This is a genomic window from Stenotrophomonas sp. 78350_Sma (assembly GCF_056482105.1).
In genome coordinates this window covers 3,866,285-3,885,917 of sequence record NZ_CM151182.1, presented here as the reverse complement: position 1 = coordinate 3,885,917, position 19,633 = coordinate 3,866,285, and the positions used below count along the sequence as shown (strand labels likewise).

Here is a 19,633-nt window from a genome sequence, read left to right as displayed (position 1 = left end):
GGCAATCGTGGGCACCGGACGGTGCGCGGCCGCAGTCTGGGTCGGGCAAGCTGTCATCGTCCTGTCAACGGATTGTGCGGTGCAGCGTAAATCGGCTCGCCGCTGCCTCCGGGCGGGGCCCGGCGAGCGCGGCAGCGGCATGCGGTAGCATTCGTTTCCCCTCCCAACCCCGTGCCCATGCGCCTGCTGCTGGTCGAAGACAACCCGGATCTGGCCGATGCGATCATCCGCCGCATGCGCCGCAGTGGGCACGCCGTGGACTGGCAGGCCGATGGTCTGGCGGCGGCCAGCGTGCTGCGCTACCAGAGCTTCGACCTGGTGGTGCTGGATATCGGCCTGCCCAAGCTCGATGGCCTGCGCGTGCTGGCGGGCATGCGCGAGCGCGGCGACAGCACACCGGTACTGATGCTCACCGCGCGCGATGGCATTGAAGACCGCGTGCAGGCGCTGGATGTCGGCGCCGACGACTACCTGGGCAAGCCCTTTGACTTCCGCGAGTTCGAAGCGCGCTGCCGCGTGCTGCTGCGGCGGACACGTGGCCAGGCGAGCGAGGTGGTGCAGGTCGGTGGTTTCCAGTTCGACAACGCGGCGCACCGGGTCACGCTCGACGGCGAACCGATCGAGCTGCCCAATCGTGAATACCGCCTTCTGGAGATCCTGGTCGGCCGTATGGGCCAGGTCGTGGGCAAGGACGAGATCGGCAACGGGCTGTTCGGCTTCGACGACGAAGCCGGTCCGAATGCCATCGAGCTGTACGTCGGTCGCCTGCGGAAGAAACTGGCGGGCGCACCGCTGCGCATCACCACCGTGCGCGGCGTCGGCTACCTGCTGGAAGCCAGTGATGGCAGTGCCGACGCCGATGGCTGACGCGCGTACCGCGAGTGCCGCGCCGGGCTCGCTGCGGCGCACGCTGCTGCTCTACCTTGGCGCGTTGCTGGCGGTGTTCGCGGTGGCCCTGCTGTTTGCGGCGCGCGGGTATGGCCAGCGCGCTGCAAACCGTTCCTATGACCACCTGCTGGTCTCCTCGGCGCTGTCCATTGCCGATTCGATCGCCCTGGTCGATGGCCAGTGGCAGGTTGACCTGCCTTATGCCGCGCTGGACCTGCTGGCGATGGCCCCGGAAGATCGCGTGTTCTACCGGGTGGCCGACAGTCGCGGCAACCTGATCACCGGTTATGGCGATCTGCCGCCGCCGCCGCGTCGGCCCGGCACGCAACCGCAGCTGTTTGATGCGGCGTACAGCGGCGAGACGGTGCGCTTCGTGGTGGTCGGCCGCAGTTTCGCCGCCGCCTCGGCGCAGGGGGAAGTACAGGTGCAGGTCGGCCAGACCCGGCGTGCCCGCGAAGCGGTGGCGCAGGACATGGTCAACCGTGCGCTGCTGGCGATTGGCGTTCTGTCCGGCCTGCTGCTGGCGCTGGTGGCGTTCGGCGTGCACCGCGCGTTCCGCCCGCTGGTGCGGGTGGAGCGCGAGCTGTCGCGGCGCGAGCCGTCCGACCTGAAGCCGCTGGACGCCCGCGTGCCGCGCGAGATGGACCAGATGGTGGCGGCGTTGAACCGCTTCATGGAACGCCTGTCCAGCAGCAACGAGACCTTGCGCGCGTTCATGGCCGAGGCCGCCCACCAGATGCGTACGCCGTTGGCTGCCCTGCGCGCGCAGGCACAGCTGGCGCTGGATGATGACGATCCGGAAGACATGCGGCGCAGCCTGCAGGCGATCGAGCGCAATGCCACCCATATGAGCCGCCTGCTCAACCAGCTGCTCAGCGATGCCAGCGTGATCCATCGTTCGCACCTGCAGCGCTTTGCGGCGGTGGACCTGGCCGAAACCGTGCACCAGGCCTTGCATGAAGCCCTGCCGCAGGCCGGCCCGGCACCGCGCGTGCAGCTGGCGATGACCGCCGAGCCGGTGCAGGTGCACGGCGACGCGCTGCTGCTGCGCGAGGCGATCAAGAACTTGGTCGACAACGCATTGAAGTATGGCGGCGACGGCCCGTTGCAGATCGCGCTGACCGTGGAAGGCGGGCAGGCCGTGCTGACCATCGCCGACCATGGCGCTGGCATCGCGGCCGCCGATGCCGAGCGCGTCTTCGAACGCTTCGCACGTGGCGACGGTGCACCGTCTGGAGGCGCCGGGCTGGGGCTGGCCATCGTCAAGCGCGTGGTCGACAGCCACGGCGGCCGTATCGACCTGAGCAACCGCCCGCAGGGTGGGTTGATCGCCACCATCCGCCTGCCCCGGAGTACGCCATGATCCGCCTGTTCGCCGCTGCCGTTGCCCTGATTCTGGCCCTGCCGGTACTGGCCGCGCCCGGCGACGTGCGCCGTTTCCCTGCGAAGGGGGCCGTGACGGCGCAGCTGCGCATCCACGGCACCACCGATATCGAAGTATTCGCGGTGGTGATCGCCGATTACCAGCGCCTGCATCCCGGTACCGAAGTGGTGTACGAGGACATCATCACCCAGGATCTGTATGCGCGTTACCTGCATGACCGCGCCGGGCCGGCATCGCCGGACCTGCTGATCTCCAGTGGCATGGACCTGCAGACCAAGCTGGTCAACGATGGCCACGCGCTGCCGCATCGTTCGGCGCAGACCGCCGCGCTGCCGGCCTGGGCGCAGTGGCGCAACGAGGCCTTCGGCATCAGCTACGAGCCGGTGGTGATGGTCTATAACACCCGCGCGATGGCCGTGGCGAAGGTGCCGCACACGCGCCGCCAGCTGCTCGATCGCTTGCGCGCCGAAGGTGCGCCGCTGCGCGGGAGGGTTGGCACCTATGACATCGAACGCAGCAGCGTCGGCTACCTGCTGGCCACCCAGGACGCACAGCGCGGCAGTATCGCCGGTGCGTTGCTGGGTGCGCTCGGTGACAACGACGTGGTGCGCGAGGAACGCACCGGCGTACTGCTGGACAAGGTGGCCAGCGGCCAGCTGTCGCTGGTCTACAACGTGCTCGGCTCCTATGCGCAGGCACGCGTCGATGCCGGCGCGCCGCTGGCCATCGTCGAGCCCGAGGACTACACGCTGGTGGTGCTGCGTACAGCGATGATCCCGCGCACCGGCCCACACCCGGAAGAAGCCCGGCGCTTCCTCGATTACCTGCTGTCACCGCGTGGCCAGCAGGTGCTGTCGCGCGAGGCACGACTGATGCCGATCGTGACCGGCAACGCACGTGGCGAAGATGCACCGGGCCGCAGCCGCCGCCCGATCCAGCTGGGCCCGGGCCTGCTGGTGTACCTGGACGCGCTCAAGCGCCGCCAGTTCCTCGATGCCTGGCGCAGCAGCGTGGAGCCGGCGGGGCGCTGAGGCTCCGGCCTGCACGTACAATGGCCCCATGAGCGAATACACCATCCTGATCGCCGATGACCACCCGCTGTTGCGTTCGGCGGTGGTGCAGTCCTTGCGGCAGAGCCTGCCGCTGGCGCAGGTGCGCGAGGTCGCCAGCGCCGATGCGCTTGCCGCCGCGCTCGACGCGCATCCGGATGTGGACCTGGTGCTGCTCGACCTGACCATGCCCGGCGCGCACGGTTTTTCCGCGCTGCTGCACGTGCGCGGCTCGCATCCGGACATTCCGGTGGTGATTCTCTCCTCCAATGACCACCCGCGGGTGATCCGTCGAGCCCAGCAATTTGGCGCCGCTGGCTTCATCCCGAAGTCGGCCCCGGCCGAGACCATCGGCGAGGCGGTGCAGGCGGTGCTCGATGGTGGCCTGTGGTTCCCGGCGATGGCCGCCGAACGCTCCGAGGCCGACGCACTGCTGGCCAGCCGCCTGGCCCAGCTGACCCCGCAGCAGTTCCGCGTGCTGCTGTGCCTGGCCGATGGCCTGCTCAACAAGCAGATTGCCTACACGCTGGGGCTGGCCGAGAACACGGTGAAGGTGCATGTCACCGCGATCCTGAAAAAGCTCGAATGCCACAGCCGCACCCAGGCCGCAGTGCTGGTGAAGGCGCTGGAGCCTGAGGGCGACCCGCGCACAGGATTGGATGGCTGATGGAACTCGCGTACTGAAACGGCAATGCCTCGTTCCAGACGTTGTTCCGGTCAAGTGGCGATTTCTTCGGCGCAGATTGAAAGCTGGCACCCAGTTGAAACGTCACCGCTGAGCATATGGACTGCGTAGCGGATGGGAAGGCGATGCAGCGGCAGGTTGAAGTTGTCGATGTACTGGGCGTGACCCTCTCTTGAAAGGGCTTCCAACTCCGGTCCGGACAGCGTATAGGTGGCCTGTACCGCTTCGTCGATTGAGTGCGCAGTCACAAGCACCGATGTTGGAAATGAAGCAGGGTTACTTGTATGCGAGACGCGGACACGCACTGAACGGAAGTAGATGAGGTTCTGCTCCCATTCGGTAGCCTGAAGCGCCTCTGATGACCTGTCTGGTTGCTGGGGAGTAAGCGAATTCTTCTGAACCGCGCGGCGGTGAAAGCTGATCCCGCAGTGTCGTTCGTACTGGAGTAAAGTGCGCTGTGAGCCGAGACCGAACGTTCCCAGGTCATTTATGGCTGATTTCGTGGGGAGGCCCATCAATGCCAGTGTCTTCTGAAATGCCGCGTCGGAGCGATCTCCGATTGACATATCAGCATGAGCGTCAGCTGCAGGCGATTCCGGTTGGTCATCCCATATTTTTCGTGCATGGTTGTTGTACTGGTGCCAGAGTAGTGGCGCATATGGGTGGAAGAAGTCATATCCATATGTGAATGCTCTGGTAGATAGTGAAATTTCTTCCGTGCAGAAGAACTGATCAGGGTCACTCATTACGTCTTGGATGAAGCTTCCATCTGAGAAAATGAATCCGCCGGCCACAAATTTCCCTTTGAATGCGATTTCTCCGTGAGCAGGGGGCGGAAGGCGAACGGATCTCAAGCTGACCAGGCCGGTTGGTGAGAAGGAGTCAAAGACAATTGCGCTGGTGCTCTCCTGTCGGCCCGACGGATACGTGTCAGGGTCAAAGCTGGGTGGATGACCTGTCAGTAAAGGTTTGGGTGAGTCCGTTCTAAGAAGCTCGAGGAGATTCTTCATCTTTACGTCCCAGGCGCGAGCAAAACGATGATGTGAGTCGATCTGGAGGTTGTAGTTCTCGCCGCGATAGCGTTGCTGAGCCAGGTTTCTGGCCCAGCCGCATCCTTTGGCGTGCGCGTAATGAACATCGAGCAGTTCAATGGCTGCGCCATGCTTGCGAAGGTGGTGGATCGTGGCGCAACTTCCGCTTTCTGTCTGGATGAGCTCAAAACCCTGCGATCTGAAGTACTGGACGTCCTGCTCTGGGCCATGCTGCCAACAGACCACAATGCGCAGAAGATGCGGCGATGTGGCGCTGTCTATCATGTCCTCCATTGTTGGCACCAGCTGAGGGTCCCGATAGCTGGGTATCTGTACAAAGATGGTCTTTCTGGAGTTCATGCTGAGTGTGTTCCATTGGACATGACGTGCCGATTGGCGGCGTTCCGGCAATCTTGAGTGTCGATTCAGCGTCCACTGATCGAATTCATCGCAGGATCGGTTGAAAATATGAACCTGTTCTCGTATCCAATACCGATATTCTCGGTCGCTTCGGCGTAGCTGTATGTGGGGGAGGTGTTGTCTGATGCGAACCTGCGCCCCCACGCCTCATGATCGGCGCTGCTTCGAGCTTGAACGATGCCGATACATATGCTCAGGCCGCATGAAAGGCGCTCAAGCACGCCGTCCCGGCCTATTGCCCGGGCAAGGGATGAGCGATAGTGCTGCGTAAGATCTTGGGCTTCAGGGCTGGCTGCTGCATCCCGTGCCATGCGATCGATTGCGTTTGAGATGTTGTTTCTGGAGCGCAGGACGTCTTCAGAAGCCTGGTTTGATAGGCCATCGTTGAATACGAATCCCGATTCCGATGGGAGATTTCCTGATGGCAATGCGATGCGATTCAAGGCCGCTGTTGAAACGCGTGGATTACCAGGGCGGATATTTGGGGGAGGCGGATTGACCGCGTCTGGCTTGGTGCGAGTGACGGATTTATCGAGATCCGGCTTATTGGGTTTGATATCTACGTCTGGTACATCGTCACCGGTACATCCTGCACAGCACAGGCAGAAGATCGCCGTTGTAACCAGATGGCGGTAGCGGGCGACAGCTGTGGGGAGGTCGTAGAGGGGCACGCCGGATCCTCGGGTTTGGACTCTGATCATTAGCCTGCCGGGCAGTCAAAGGGGCCGTTGCAGTCCGGTGGCCGAGTGGTCTGATAGATGGTTTTGACGCGTCCGCCGCAGCAGTCAGTGACCCTCCAATGTCCGGACGTGTCGACGTTGACGACACAGCTGTTCGTACACCTGTATCTGACGCCATTGAAGATCGTGTCGCTTTCGGCTCTGGCTTCACCACTTGCCACTGCCAAGCCAGCGGCCAGAACAACGCCGCCAATGGAGTTCTTGTCCATTCTCTACCTCAGGTGTAATTGACCGGGCGGTCGGTGTACGGAGTGTTCCGCATTCCAGAGGCATTGGTCAGTCAGGAGACTGCCTGTTTTTTTCTAGGGCTATGCCCTCGCAACGTTCATGAGCATGCCTCGTGCCGCGCTTCTCCCACGGGGGATGATGCGCTCCTGGGTTCGGGGCTTTGCAGTACCAGGGAACCACCTCGAACTACCGAATCGAGCATCTGCTTCCCGCGTTTCGGACAGGTAGATGGGACGGTGTGCTGGCTGGGTAATGGCAGTGCAGGCGCTGTGCCCTCCCAGCGCCACCTTCTCCTCGATCACATGTCACGTTTTCACACTGTGCGGTGCTGCTGGAACGATGGGCGGTGAAAGCGGTTCGATGATGACCCAGAGGTGCAGGGGCTATCTCACCCGCGATGCCGGATCAACAACTGACTCATCAGTGCCCGCAGCGCCGGCGGCTTCACCGGCTTGGCCATCATCCCCCAGCCGCGTTCGGTGGCCATCTCGCGCAATCCCGCATCGCGCTCGGCGGTGACCAGCACCACAGGTGGGCGCGCCTGCCACAACTCGGCCAGCGTCTCGTACAGCACCGGACCATGGTGATCGCCCATGCGCACATCCAGCAGCACCAGCTCCGGCACGGTCGTGGTGCAGGCCAACAGCAACGCGGCCTGTGGGCCATCGGCCAGCATCACCTCGCAGCCCCAGCGTTCCAGCAGCGCGCGGCTGGCCGCGCAGACGTGCGGATCGTCGTCGATCACCCACACCCGGCGCCCGCGCAGCGGGTTGTCCGCCGCCGGTTCCTGCACCAGCACCGGCACAGGAGCAGTAGCGGGAATCGCGCTGGCTTCGCCGAACGGCACGCCCACCGCGAACACGCTGCCCTGGCCCAGCTGCGAGCGCAGGCGGATCGGGTGGCCGAGCAGGCGGCCGATGCGGTCGACGATCGCCAGGCCAAGGCCGGCGCCACGTTGCTGGCCGTCGTGCAGGCGGCGGAATTCCTCGAAAATCTCGCCCTGCAGCGCATCGGGAATGCCGGGGCCCTGGTCGTGCACTTCGATCCACAGCAGGCCTCCGCGGCGGCGGCAGCCGAGCAGCACGCGGCCACGTTCGCTGTAGCGCAGTGCGTTTGACAGGAAGTTCTGCAGGATGCGCCGCAGCAGCGCTTCATCGCTGACCACCACCGCAGCGGTATCGACCCAGTCGACCACCAGCCCGCGTGACTGTGCGGCGATGCCGAACTCGCGCGCCAGCGTCTGCAGCAGCGGGCCCAGCCGGAACGCCTGCACACGGGTCGGCAGGCTGCCCGATTCCAGGCGCGCGATATCCAGCAGGCTGTTGAGGATCGCGTCCTGCGCGGCCAGTGCAGCGTCGATGTGGTCGCTGGTCTGCTGCTGTGCCGGGTCGCTCAGCTTGCCGCGCAGTACCGAGACGAACATGCGCGCCGCATTGAGTGGCTGCAGCAGGTCGTGCACGGCCGAGGCAACGAAGCGGGTCTTGTAGCGGTTGGCCTGCTCGGCCTCGCGGCGGGCTTCGTCCAGGTCGCGGGTGCGTTCGGCGATGCGGTGTTCCAGCGCGTCGGCCAGCGAGCGTAGTTCGCGTGCCGCGTTCTTGTAGCTGGTGATGTCGGCATAGCTGGTGACGAAGCCGCCATCGGGCAGGGGATTGCCACGGATTTCCAGCACCGTGCCGTCGTCCTTCTCGCTCTCACGCATGTGCGGGCGGCCGCTGCGCAGGTGGTTCAGGCGGCGCTCGATGGCCTCGTCCACCGGGCCGGGACCGAGCAGGCCACGGCGTGCGTTGAAGCGGAACAGTTCCTCGATCGGCCGACCCACGCGGACCAGGTCCAGCGGGAAACGGAACAGCTCCAGGTAGCGCGAATTCCACGCGACCAGGCGCAGTTCCCGGTCAATCACCACCACGCCCTGCGGCAGGTGTTCGAGGCTGCGGCTGAGGCCGCTGTCGGCGTCGGTGGCGGCCTGCAGCAGGCCATCCTGTGCGGTGCGCAGTTCCTGGGCATGCTGCTTGAGCAGGGTTTCCAGTTCGCGGCGGCTGCGCAGGCGGTGCTTGGCCAGGCGCCGGCGCTGCTGCACGAACAGCACCAGGAAGCCTAGTGCCAGCCACGCGGCACCGCCGGTGAGTGCGGCCGCGCGACCCGCAGATGTGGCTGCACTGGCATCGTGCAGCAGATGCAGGTTCCAGCCTTCGGCAGGCAGCGCCAGGCTCTGCCACAGCATCGGCTGCGGCAACGCCGGGTCCAGCAGGCGCACCATGCGGCCGCCGTCGGCCAGCACGTCCTCGGTACGCGCACGCAGTGGCTGCAGCGCGCGGTCGGCGTACTGCCGGGCATCGAGCATCTCGCGGCGCTCGTCGGCGCCCAACGGGCGCAGCAGGCGGTAGCGCCAGTTGTCTCGGTTGGCCAGGAACACCACGTCGTGGTCGTCACTGGCCAGCACCACATCCGGGCTGCTCAGCCATTCCTGTTCCAGCGCCGACAGCTCGACCTTGATCACCACCACGCCCAGCCGCTGGCCACCTTCCTCGATGGCCTGCGACAGGTAATAGCCGGGCACGCCGGTGGTCATGCCGATGCCGTAGAAGCGACCACGGCCCTTGGCCAGCGCCTGCCGGTAATACGGGCGGTAGCTGTAGTTCTCGCCGACATTGGTGGTCGGCTGGTCCCAGTTGCTGGCCGCGACCGCCACACCGTCGTGGCCGACCAGGGTCAGGGTCGAGGCACGGGTGACTTCATTGGCGCGTTGCAGCTTGAGGTTCAGCCGCTGCCGTTCGGTGGGCGAGGGCGGTACGCGCAGCGCGTGCAGAAGATCCGGATCCAGCGCCAGTACCTGCGGCAACGTGCCGAAGCGGTCGATGCGCTGCTGCAGGCCCTGGCCATGCAACTGCAGCTGGCGTTGTACCTGGCTGCTTTCCTCGCCCAGGGCGCGCCGCCATGCGTAGTGGCCGGCGGCCACGGCACACAGCACAGTGCCACCGACCATCACCAGGATGGTCAGCAACAGCATCCGGTGGCGGCTGAGCCAGTACATGGCGGCAGTCTACGCAGGGCCGGCGGGCGTGGCGTGCACGCCCGCCGGGTTCTGACACGTGGAAGGGATCAGAAGTGCATCTGCGCGCGCAGTTCGAAGATCTCCGGCGTGCTGTGCACACCGCGACGGCTGGCGTCGACCTTGACGTAGTTGGCCTGGAACTTGAAGTGGCTGGTCAGGTACCAGTTCGCACCCAGGGTGAGGTCGTGCTGGCGGCCGCCGAGGATGCTGCCATCGTCGAGGTCCATGCGGCTGTAACGGGCCACCAGTTCCACCGCGCCGTAGTCGTGCGCTGGCTTGATGTTGGCCACGGCACCGGCGTTGTACGGGCGCGATTCGCCGGTCAGCACCCAGCTGGCCATCGCGTACTGGCCGCTGCCGGTGTAATCCGGCAGGCCCTTGCGGGTGACGGTGGCCTGCAGGGCTTCGGCCTGCAGCGAGAACGGCCCGCGGATCCAGATGCCTTCCAGGCCGGTACGGCGGATCTGGTCAGCGGTGACCAGCGCGCCGGAGTCGACGTAGCGGATGTCGGTCAGGCCGGCTTCCGGGCGTGCGCGCAGGCGTGCGCTGGCCTCGTGGTGCACGTCACGGCCATCGCTGTAACCGCGCGGATTTTCCTGCGAATAGGCCAGGCCCAGGTGGATCACGTCACCCGGCGCCTTTACCGGAGTCCACACCGCACGCACGGCCTGGGTGGTGCCGGGGTTGTCACCCTGCAGGTCCTTGCCGCCATAGGCGCCGGCCTGCAGCAGGTACTGCGGGCGCTCCAGCACCCATTCCACACCCGTGCGGCGGCCGGCGTAGAAGGCCTGCACGGGCAGCGCGGTTTCCAGGAAGCTGCCCGCGCGCGACGAGGTGTTGGCGTCCAGGCCGACCGGGGTCTTCATGTAGCCGAAGCGGAAGCGGCCGATGTCGCGGCCGAAGAAAGCCTTGCTCTCGAAGCGCACGAATACGTCCAGCCAGGTGTCGGACTGGAAGTCGTAGTAGACCATCGCGTCGTAGACGCCCTTCTTCTTCAACGTCGCGCCGAACTCCTTGCGGCGCACGGCGTCGTCGTCCTCAAGGCCGCTGCCCGAGGAGAAATCGTTGTAGTCGTAGGCGATGTTGGCGGTAGCGGCCAACTCGGTGCCGTCGCCGAAGGCGTACTTGGTCGGCCAGTTGTCGAAATCGGCAGCCGAAGCGAAGGCGGGAAGCACGGCCAGCGACAGGGCCAGCAAGGTGGGAATCGGGCGCATGTTGGGTGCGGCTCTCTCAGATTGCGTGTGGACAGGACAACAACGGCCGCAAGGGCCGGAACTTTCGCAATGACGCGCCCAGCCGTTCAGCTCGGGCCACCGGCCTCCCCGTGATCGGGCGGTGCGGCGCCAGTGTAGGCACCACGGCCACCTGAACCGGGGGGCTAGTACCAATAGGTTATCTGCGCCGGCGTGCCCGGCGCGTACAAAGGCGTCCATTGGTCGCACCCCCTGCGCGTGCAGCACAGGGCCTGCGAGCAGTTTCCACGGTAACGGTTCCCGCGCTGTCCCGGGGCCGTACGTGCCTGAAAACGCCCCTTCCGGAGTCCGCCATGCACATCCCGACCGCAGCCCCGGTGCCTGCAAAGCCGTTGCCGATCTATCGCCAGCTGTATTTCCAGGTGATCGTGGCGATCGTCCTGGGCGCCATCCTCGGCCACTACGAACCGCTGATCGGCGAGAAGATGAAGCCGCTCGGCGATGCCTTCATCAACCTGGTGAAGATGATCATCGCGCCGGTGATCTTCCTGACCATCGTCACCGGCATCGCTGGCATGACCCACCTGCGCACGGTGGGCCGCGTGTTTGCCAAGGCGATGGCGTACTTCCTGTTCTTCTCCACGCTGGCGCTGATCGTCGGCATGATCGTGGCGCACGTGGTGCAGCCCGGCGCCGGCATGAACATCAACCCGGCCGAGCTGGACCAGACCGCGGTGCACAGCTACGTCGAGAAGTCGCACGACCTGACCCTGGTCGGCTTCCTGATGGACATCATTCCGAAGACGCTGGTGAGCGCCTTCGTCGACGGCAACATCCTGCAGGTGCTGTTCATCGCGGTGCTGTTCGGCATCGCGCTGGCATCGGTGGGCGAGAAGGGCAAGCCGATCCTGAACTTCCTGGAGGCGCTGGTCGCCCCGGTGTTCAAGCTGGTGCACATCCTGATGAAGGCCGCCCCGATCGGTGCCTTCGGCGCGATCGCCTTCACCATCGGCAAGTACGGTGTCGGTTCGCTGGTCAACCTGGCCTGGCTGGTGGGCTCGTTCTACCTCACCGCGTTCCTGTTCGTGGCGGTGATCCTGGGCCTGGTCTGCCGACTGTGTGGCTTCTCGGTGTTCAAGCTGGCGCGCTACCTGAAGGCCGAGCTGCTGCTGGTGCTGGGCACGTCCTCGTCGGAGTCGGCGCTGCCGTCGCTGATGGAGAAGATGGAACGCGCCGGCTGCAGCAAGTCGGTGGTGGGCCTGGTGGTCCCGACCGGCTACTCGTTCAACCTGGACGGCACCAACATCTACATGACCCTGGCGGCACTGTTCATTGCCCAGGCCACCAACACCGAACTGACCCTGGGCCACCAGATCGCCCTGCTGCTGGTCGCCATGCTCAGCTCCAAGGGCGCGGCTGGCGTCACCGGCGCAGGCTTCATCACCCTGGCCGCCACCCTGGCCGTGGTGCCGGAGGTACCGGTGGCCGGCATGGCACTGATCCTGGGCGTGGACCGCTTCATGAGCGAATGCCGCTCGCTGACCAACTTCATCGGCAATGCGGTGGCCACCGTGGTGGTCTCGCGCTGGGAAGGCGCGCTGGACCGCAATCGCCTGCAGCTGGCGCTGGACGGCCGCGAAAGCGAACTGCCTCCGCCGGTGGACGTGCTGCCCGAGGCGCTGCCGGCCAAGGGCTGATCCAGGTGTGTGGTACCGCGGGGCCGATCACGATGGTGGTACGGCCCCGCGGCGTTTCAGGGCGTCCCATGGCTGTCATCGGGGGCGCCGATGCTGGTATCCCGATACCGTCGCATACGGCACGGAATTGTGCGGTCGCAGCATGCCTGCGACAGGATAGCGACAGGTCCAGACGCTCCAACGGGGGTATCATCCCCTGTCCCTTCTGCCCATTCATGTAACCCACATCGATGTCCAACGAAGATTTCAAACAGGCCGCCCTCGATTACCACCGGATGTCTCCGCCCGGCAAGATCAAGGTTTCCGCTACCAAGCCCATGCTGACCCAGCGCGACCTGTCGCTGGCGTATTCGCCGGGCGTGGCGTACGCCTGTGAAGCGATCAAGGCCGACCCGCAGCAGGCCAGCGAGCTGACCGCACGCGGCAACCTGGTGGCGGTGATCTCCAACGGCACCGCGGTGCTGGGCCTGGGCAACATCGGCGCACTGGCCGGCAAGCCGGTGATGGAAGGCAAGGGCGTGCTGTTCCAGAAGTTCGCCGGCATCGATGTGTTCGACATCGAAGTGGATGAGACCGACCCGGACAAGCTGGTCGACATCATCGCCTCGCTGGAGCCGACCTTCGGCGGCATCAACCTGGAAGACATCAAGGCCCCGGAGTGCTTCGTCGTCGAGCGCAAGCTGCGCGAGCGCATGAAGATCCCGGTGTTCCATGACGACCAGCACGGCACGGCGATCATCGTCGGCGCAGCGGTGCTCAACGCCATGGCGATCACCGGCAAGAAGATCGAAGAGGTGAAGCTGGCGACGACGGGCATGGGCGCGGCCGGTATTTCCTGTGTGAACATGCTGGTGCAGCTGGGCCTGAAGCCGGAGAACATCCTGGCCTTCGACCGCGAGGGCGTGATCCACACCGGTCGTACCGACCTGGATCCGGAAAAGCAGCGCTATGCGCGCGATACGGACAAGCGCACCCTGGCCGAGATCGTCGACGGCGCGGACATCTTCCTGGGCCTGTCGGCCCCGGGCATCCTGACCGCCGACATGGTCAAGACCATGGCGCCGGATCCGGTGATCTTCGCGCTGGCCAACCCGACCCCGGAAATCATGCCGGAGGTGGCGCGCGCCGCCCGTCCGGACGCGATCATCGGCACCGGCCGTTCGGACTACCCGAACCAGGTCAACAACGTGCTGTGCTTCCCGTACCTGTTCCGTGGTGCGCTGGACGTGGGCGCGACCGCGATCAACGAGGAAATGAAGATCGCCTGCGTGCGCGCCATCGCCGCGCTGGCGCGCCGTGCCGCCACCGACATGGGCTCGGCCTACGGCGGCGAGACCCCGAGCTTCGGCCGTGAATACCTGATCCCGCGCCCGTTCGACCGCCGCCTGCTGGTGGAGCTGTCGGCCGCCGTGGCCCAGGCCGCGATGGACTCGGGCGTGGCCTCGCGCCCGATCGAGGACATGGGCGCCTACCGCGACAAGCTGGCCCAGTTCGTCTACCGCACCAGCCTGATGATGAAGCCGGTCTACGACCGCGCGCGCAGCGACAAGCAACGCGTGGTGTACGCCGAAGGCGAAGAAGAAGTGGTGCTGCAGGCCGTGCAGAACGTGGTCGATGACGGCCTGGCGCACCCGATCCTGATCGGCCGCCCGGAAGTGATCGAGTCGCGCATCGAGCGCCTGGGCCTGCGCCTGAAGATCGGCGAGAACGTTGAAGTCACCAACATCAACGACGACCCGCGCTTCAACGAGTACTGGCAGTACTACCACGGCCTGACCGGCCGTCGTGGCGTGACCGTGGCCGCGGCGAAGAACCTGATGCGTTCGCGCCCGACCCTGATCGCGGCGGTGATGGTGGCCCGTGGCGAAGCTGATGCGATGCTGACCGGCATTGTCGGCCGCTTCCACAAGAAGCTGGGCTACGTGCGCAGCGTGCTGCCGCTGGAGCCGAAGGTCACCTCGACCTCGGCGATGACCGGCGTGATCAACCAGCAGGGCGTGTTCTTCTTCGTGGACACCCACGTGCAGGAAGACCCGACCGCCGAGCAGCTGTGCGAAGCGACCCTGCAGGCGGCCTACCGCATGAAGCTGTTCGGCATCGAGCCGAAGGTGGCCCTGCTGTCGCACTCCAACTTCGGCAGCCACGATTCCAAGGACGCGCTGAAGATGCGCCAGGTGCGCGAGTTGCTGCTCAAGCGCAACCCGCGTCTGAACGTGGATGGCGAAATGCAGGGCGACACCGCATGGGATGAAGCGCTGCGCCAGAAGCTGCTGCCGGGCTCGACCCTGCAGGGCCGCGCCAACCTGTTCGTGCTGCCGAACCTGGAAGCGGCCAACATCGCCTACAACCTGGTGCGCGTGTTCACCGATGGCGTGGCGATCGGCCCGATCCTGATGGGCGTGAACAAGCCGGTGCATATCCTGACCACCAGCGCGACCTCGCGCAGGATCCTGAACATGACCGCCATTGCGGCGGTGGATGCGCAGATCCGCAAGCAGCTGGAAGCGGAAAAGAAGGCATAAGCCTTCTTTCCAGCGACAGCTGCAGAAACGCGCCCCACGGGGCGCGTTTCTGTTTCCGCGCAGCGGAAACGGGTAGTGCCGGCCGCTGGCCGGCAACCCCAGTCATGTCCAGATACACACGGCGGCCGGCTCTACCGCCGGCCTGTGCCACACGCGCTACGCAACCCGGTCATGTCCCTGCAACGCCGTTGCGGCCCAATACGCCCACGCGGCCTGGCCGTGGGAAGGGACCGGACCGGCCTTCCCACCCTGGGCCCGACCAACTTTCCATGGGTGAGGGTGTCATGCGCAATCGAGTGACGCGGCGGTACTTCCAGCAGCTGTTCGCGCTCTACGCCGGCTTCGTGCGGTCGCGCTGAGGCGTAGAAGGCAGCGAGCTAGAGTCGACCGTTGGTCGACTATCGCGCGAAGCGCGGGGCTTTCGGTAGCTGTACGAACGTCAGTCGACCAACAGTCGACTCTACCCAGTCGCCCCAATACCCAGTTGACCACCCCGTCAGTGCCGCTTGCCACGCCTCGCCGGCGGCGGCGGTGCATCCGAACGTGGCTTGGCGTACTGTGTCCACAGTGCCGGCAATGCCTTGCCGGTGTGCTTCTGCCACAGCGCTGGCGTATAGCGGCCCTCGCGCAGGGCCTTGTCCAGCGCCAGCACCAGGCCGGGATGCTCGGCCTCGGCCCACTTCAGGAACGCACCGGTCACCCGGTAGCCGCTGTCGACGTTCTGGCCCTTCTCGACCTTGACCGGCAATGCCCAGCCGGCGGCGGTGTTGTCCATGCCGTAGCGGTCGCGCGCGTAGTCGGCGATGCCTTCCACCAGCCAGCCCGGCACCCGTGCATCGCCGTAGCCGGGATAGCCCTGCACGATGTGCATCGCCTCATGGGTGACCAGGTCGATGTCGTTCGGGTGTTGCGCCAGCCAACCTGGATTGATGGTGATCGTCGCTGCCTGGTCCTTGTCGCCGACGAAGGCGATGCCGGTGTAGGCCGGATCGATCACGATGCGCACCATCGACGGCGCGGCCGGATGGAAGTCCGCGCGTTCGCGCAGGTAGGCGAAGAAGAACGTATCGATCACGCGCTTGCGCTGCGGCGCGGCCAGCGCGCCACGCGCGTCCTGGTAATTCAGCGTCACGCCGTCGCGGGTCAGCTGCGTATCGAACGCCTGGGTCTGGCCGAAACTTGAGAAGGACAGGGCAACAAGGGCCAGAGGCAGAAGACGGAAGCGCATGCCGCTCATTGTACGGTGCCGGCCGCCAGCAGTTCGATCTCCGCCAGCGGCAGTCGTGCCGGTGCCGCCAGGCGCAGGCGGTACTCGCTGTAGCGACCGGGTTTGGCGATGCGGAACGGACGGGTCTGCCGGGCGGATTCGAAGTCTTCGCCGCTGCGCTGGTCGAGCACGGCCCAGCTGCCGCTGCCGTTGCGCGCCTCCAGCGTCCACTCCCCGCCCTGGATACGGCCGTCCCCGCTGGTCAGCGTGTACATCGTCGGGGTGCCCTCGGCCAGGCCGGTCAGCGCGATGGTTGCGCCGCCTCCCAGGCCCACCGTCGTGCCGGCGTCGTCATCAACCAGCGCGGGCAGGGCACGGCCATCGGCCAGCGCTGCCTTCGCGCCGCTGCCGAGCAGGTCGTGCAGCAGCTGCGGGCGCTGGCCGCGCGCGGTCAACGAGCGCGGCACATCATCCACGCCACTGCCCCAGCGCGAGGGACGGGGCCCCATCACGAAGTCGAGGGTCGCGCCCTTGGCGATCAGCTCGTGCGGCACCCAGGTCTTCGTCCACGGCGTACCGTTGATCTTCAGCGACTGCACGTAGACGTTCTCACGCGAGTTGTTGGCCGCATTCACGGTCAGCACGGCACCGCCCTGCAGTTCCACGCGCGCATGTTCGAAGGCCGGTGAACCGATCACGTACTCCGGTGCGCCCATGCGCAGCGGGTACAGGCCCAGCGAGGCCAGCACGTACCAGGCCGAGGTCTCGCCGTTGTCCTCGTCACCGGGATAGCCCTGGCCGATCTCACTGCCCACATACAGCCGCGACAGGATCTCGCGTACGTGCTGCTGGGTCTTCCATGGCTGCCCGGCGTACAGGTACATCCACGGGATGTGGTGCGCCGGCTGGTTGCTGTGCGCGTACATGCCCATGCGCACATCGCGTGCTTCGGTCATTTCATGGATGGTGCCGCCGTAGGAACCGGCCAGTGCCGGGTCCGCGGTTTCCGGCGTGGCGAAGAAGGTATCCAGCTTCGCCGCCAGCTTTTCGCGGCCACCGTACAGCGCCGCCAGGCCCTCGCCATCGTGGGCGGCGGTGAAGGCGAAAGTCCAGCCATTGGATTCGGTGTAGTCGTGGCCCCACACACGCGGGTCGTAGGCCTTGGCGTCCACGCGCCAGCGACCATCGGCGCGACGGCCCTGGAAGAAGCCGGCGACCGGATCGAACATCGTCGCGTAACTGGCGGCGCGATGGCGGAAGTAGTCGGCCTCGGTGCTGTAGCGCTCGCGTGCGGCCGGCGTGGCCGCGCGCTTGGCCAGCGCATCGGCCATGTTGGCGATGCCGAAGTCATTGAGTGCGCCTTCCATCGTCCACGACATGCCTTCGTGCACGTCGGCGCTGGCATAGCCACGGAAGGTCGAACGGTCCATGCCCTTGCGGCCGACGTGGCGGTCGGGCGGTACCACGGTCGCATTCTTCAGCGCGGCCGCGTAGGCCTCTGCCGGATCGAAGCCGCCGATGCCTTTCAGCCATGCATCTGCAAATGCCACGTCCGAGCTGGTACCGACCATCAGGTCAGCGTAACCCGGCGACGACCAGCGCGCGATCCAGCCGCCAGCGCGGTACTGCTCGATGAAGCCCTGCACCATCTGCCCGGCATCGTCGGGCGTGAACAGCGCATAGGCCGGCCAGGTGGTGCGGAAGGTGTCCCAGAAGCCATTGTTGACGAACACTTTGCCGTCGCGCACGGCGGCAAAGGTGCGGGTCGCGCTGCCATCGGTGTTGTCATCGCTGGCGCTGGCCTGGTTGGCGTAACGCCAGTCGGGTATGGCCGCGCTGCCCACGTTCTCGTGGCCGGAGTTGGGGTACAGGTACAGCCGGTACAGGCTGGAGTACAACGTGGTCTTCTGATCGTCGCTGGCATCGCCGATGTCGAAGCGGGCCAGGCGCGCATCCCACGCATCCTGTGCGCGGCCGGCCACGCTCTCCAGCGTATCGGTGGTGGCGATCTCCAGCGCAAGGTTGTGTCGTGCCTGCTCCACCGAGATCAGCGAGGTCGCGATGCGCATGGTCACCCGCCGGTCGCTGCCTGCATCGAACTTGATGTAACCGGTCGGGCGGCCGGTGTTGAGGCGCCCACTGCCGCGCCACGGCTTGTCGAAGCTGGCCACCACGTACATGCGGCTGGCGCCGTTGGACAGGCCGCTGCGCGTGTCGGTGTAGCCGGACAGCGTCTGCGTGGCGGCGTCCAGAGTCAGGCCACCGCGTGCATCGACATTGTCGAACAGCAGGTTGGCGTCGCCGCCCTCGGGGAAATCGAAGCGGAACAGCGCGGCATGGTCGGTCGGCGCGATCGATGCCGCGACGCCGTTGTCGAAGCGCACATCGTAGCGATACGGGCGGGCGCTCTCGTAGCTGCGGTCGAACGACAGCGCGCGCTTGCGGCGGTCGGCCTCCGGCACACCACGGCTGGCCGAGGGCATCACCTGGAAGGTCTGGCGGTCGCCCATCCACGGGCTGGGCTGGTGGCTCAACGCAAGCGCCTGCAGCTGCGGGCGGTTCTGTGCGTCGTTCTGTTCGTTCCAGCGGTAAAGCCAGTTCAGTGCGCCGGCATCGGTCACCGGGGTCCAGAAATTGAAGCCGTGCGGCACCGCCGTGGCCGGGAAATTGTTGCCGCGCGAGAAGGTGCCGTTGGCCTGGGTGCCACGGGTGGTCAGCACCCAGTCGGAGACGCGCTGCGGCTGCTGCCTCGGTTCTGTGCCCAGATGCACATCATCGATCCAGCCGGAGACCGGCGCACCGTCGGCACTGGCCACGTCCAGTTCGATCGCCACCACGCGGCGGCCCTTCAGCGCGGGCACGTCGCCCAGTCGCACCGCCTTGCGTGCCCACTGCTGCGGATACAGCGTCTTCGACTCGCCCTGTGCGTGTGCGCCAAGGGCCACGCCGTGCTGGTCACGTGCCGCACCGGCCGAAACGCGGCTGCCATCGTCCAGCCGCAGATCCAGTGAGACATAGGTCGAGGCCACGCTGTCCTTGCCGACGATTTCCGGCAGCACCAGCCACGACAGCGTGGTGTCGGCCTCGATCGGCAGGTCGGTCTTGAACAGTTCGCGCCGCGCGCTGCCGCCTTCGCTGCTGTAGCGCAGTGCATGCAGGCCGCTGTAGCCCGCATTGCGCTTGGCGGCGTAAGGCGCCGCGGGGCCGTTGCCGATCGTGACCTGCAGTGCACCTGCGGCCTGCGAAGGGGCGGGTTCGCCGGGCTCGAACGAGGTCTGCAGTCCCTGTGCCAGCACCGGCATCGCAGTAGTCGCACAGGCCAGGGCCAGGGCGAGTGGAAGCAGGGCGCGGCGTGGATCGGACAGGGTCATGCAGGAGTCTCCCGGAAGGGCAGGCGGCGGGCAGAACCCGCATCGGCGGACACCACGGGCAGCATCGCTCCGCCCGCCGCGATGGCAGTGGAAGAGGCGATGCTGGTCCGGTGGGGGCGGGCCATGCGATCGGGTCGGATTGGGGCAGGCCGGTTCACGACCTGGC

At 66.0% G+C, this 19,633-nt stretch carries 12 protein-coding genes; 6 read left to right on the top strand and 6 right to left on the bottom strand.

The window, feature by feature from the left end:
- Positions 1–177 precede the first annotated feature (177 nt).
- The 4 genes from ACZK4H_RS17910 to ACZK4H_RS17895 are packed head-to-tail and all read left to right on the top strand — an operon-like array spanning position 178 to position 3,988.
- Positions 178–867, top strand: a complete 690-nt coding sequence (locus ACZK4H_RS17910; protein ID WP_099552001.1) for a response regulator transcription factor — start codon at positions 178–180, stop codon at positions 865–867.
- Positions 860–2,251 carry a sensor histidine kinase gene (locus ACZK4H_RS17905; protein ID WP_099552034.1) on the top strand — a complete coding sequence of 464 codons (1,392 nt, stop codon included), beginning with the start codon at positions 860–862 and terminating at the stop codon, positions 2,249–2,251. The genes ACZK4H_RS17910 and ACZK4H_RS17905 overlap by 8 nt, the downstream gene beginning before the upstream one ends.
- Positions 2,248–3,303, top strand: coding sequence for an ABC transporter substrate-binding protein (locus ACZK4H_RS17900; protein ID WP_099552000.1), 1,056 nt, complete (start codon positions 2,248–2,250; stop codon positions 3,301–3,303). The genes ACZK4H_RS17905 and ACZK4H_RS17900 overlap by 4 nt, the downstream gene beginning before the upstream one ends.
- A gap of 28 nt (positions 3,304–3,331) precedes the next feature.
- A complete protein-coding gene (locus ACZK4H_RS17895; RefSeq protein ID WP_099551999.1) occupies positions 3,332–3,988 on the top strand; it encodes a response regulator in 657 nt (218 codons plus the stop codon).
- Positions 3,989–4,038: 50 nt separating this feature from the next.
- Here ACZK4H_RS17895 and ACZK4H_RS17890 read toward each other — a convergent pair whose 3' ends face one another.
- The 4 genes from ACZK4H_RS17890 to ACZK4H_RS17875 all read right to left on the bottom strand — a co-directional run bounded on the left by ACZK4H_RS17890 (position 4,039) and on the right by ACZK4H_RS17875 (position 10,691).
- Entirely contained in the window at positions 4,039–5,397 is a 1,359-nt protein-coding gene (locus tag ACZK4H_RS17890; RefSeq protein ID WP_099551998.1) for a GlcNAc-transferase family protein, read from the bottom strand.
- 65 nt (positions 5,398–5,462) lie between these two features.
- On the bottom strand, positions 5,463–6,128 hold the full coding sequence (locus ACZK4H_RS17885) for a hypothetical protein (RefSeq protein ID WP_143567576.1): 666 nt from the start codon (positions 6,126–6,128) through the stop codon (positions 5,463–5,465).
- A gap of 685 nt (positions 6,129–6,813) precedes the next feature.
- The gene (locus tag ACZK4H_RS17880; protein WP_099551997.1) at positions 6,814–9,456 is read right to left on the bottom strand and encodes a hybrid sensor histidine kinase/response regulator; all 2,643 of its coding nucleotides are present in this window, start codon (positions 9,454–9,456) and stop codon (positions 6,814–6,816) included.
- A gap of 68 nt (positions 9,457–9,524) precedes the next feature.
- Positions 9,525–10,691, bottom strand: coding sequence for an OprO/OprP family phosphate-selective porin (locus ACZK4H_RS17875; RefSeq protein ID WP_099551996.1), 1,167 nt, complete (start codon positions 10,689–10,691; stop codon positions 9,525–9,527).
- 332 nt (positions 10,692–11,023) lie between these two features.
- Between ACZK4H_RS17875 and ACZK4H_RS17870 the strand changes: the two genes are divergently transcribed.
- The gene (locus tag ACZK4H_RS17870) at positions 11,024–12,367 is read left to right on the top strand and encodes a dicarboxylate/amino acid:cation symporter (protein WP_099551995.1); all 1,344 of its coding nucleotides are present in this window, start codon (positions 11,024–11,026) and stop codon (positions 12,365–12,367) included.
- 230 nt (positions 12,368–12,597) lie between these two features.
- Entirely contained in the window at positions 12,598–14,889 is a 2,292-nt protein-coding gene (locus tag ACZK4H_RS17865; protein ID WP_005419150.1) for an NADP-dependent malic enzyme, read from the top strand.
- A gap of 496 nt (positions 14,890–15,385) precedes the next feature.
- On the opposite strand, the gene ACZK4H_RS17860 is transcribed toward ACZK4H_RS17865, so the two are convergent.
- Both ACZK4H_RS17860 and ACZK4H_RS17855 read right to left on the bottom strand, forming a co-directional pair.
- Entirely contained in the window at positions 15,386–16,126 is a 741-nt protein-coding gene (locus ACZK4H_RS17860; protein ID WP_099551994.1) for a basic secretory protein-like protein, read from the bottom strand.
- Positions 16,123–19,467, bottom strand: a complete 3,345-nt coding sequence (locus ACZK4H_RS17855; protein ID WP_099551993.1) for a GH92 family glycosyl hydrolase — start codon at positions 19,465–19,467, stop codon at positions 16,123–16,125. The genes ACZK4H_RS17860 and ACZK4H_RS17855 overlap by 4 nt, the downstream gene beginning before the upstream one ends.
- Positions 19,468–19,633 lie beyond the last annotated feature (166 nt).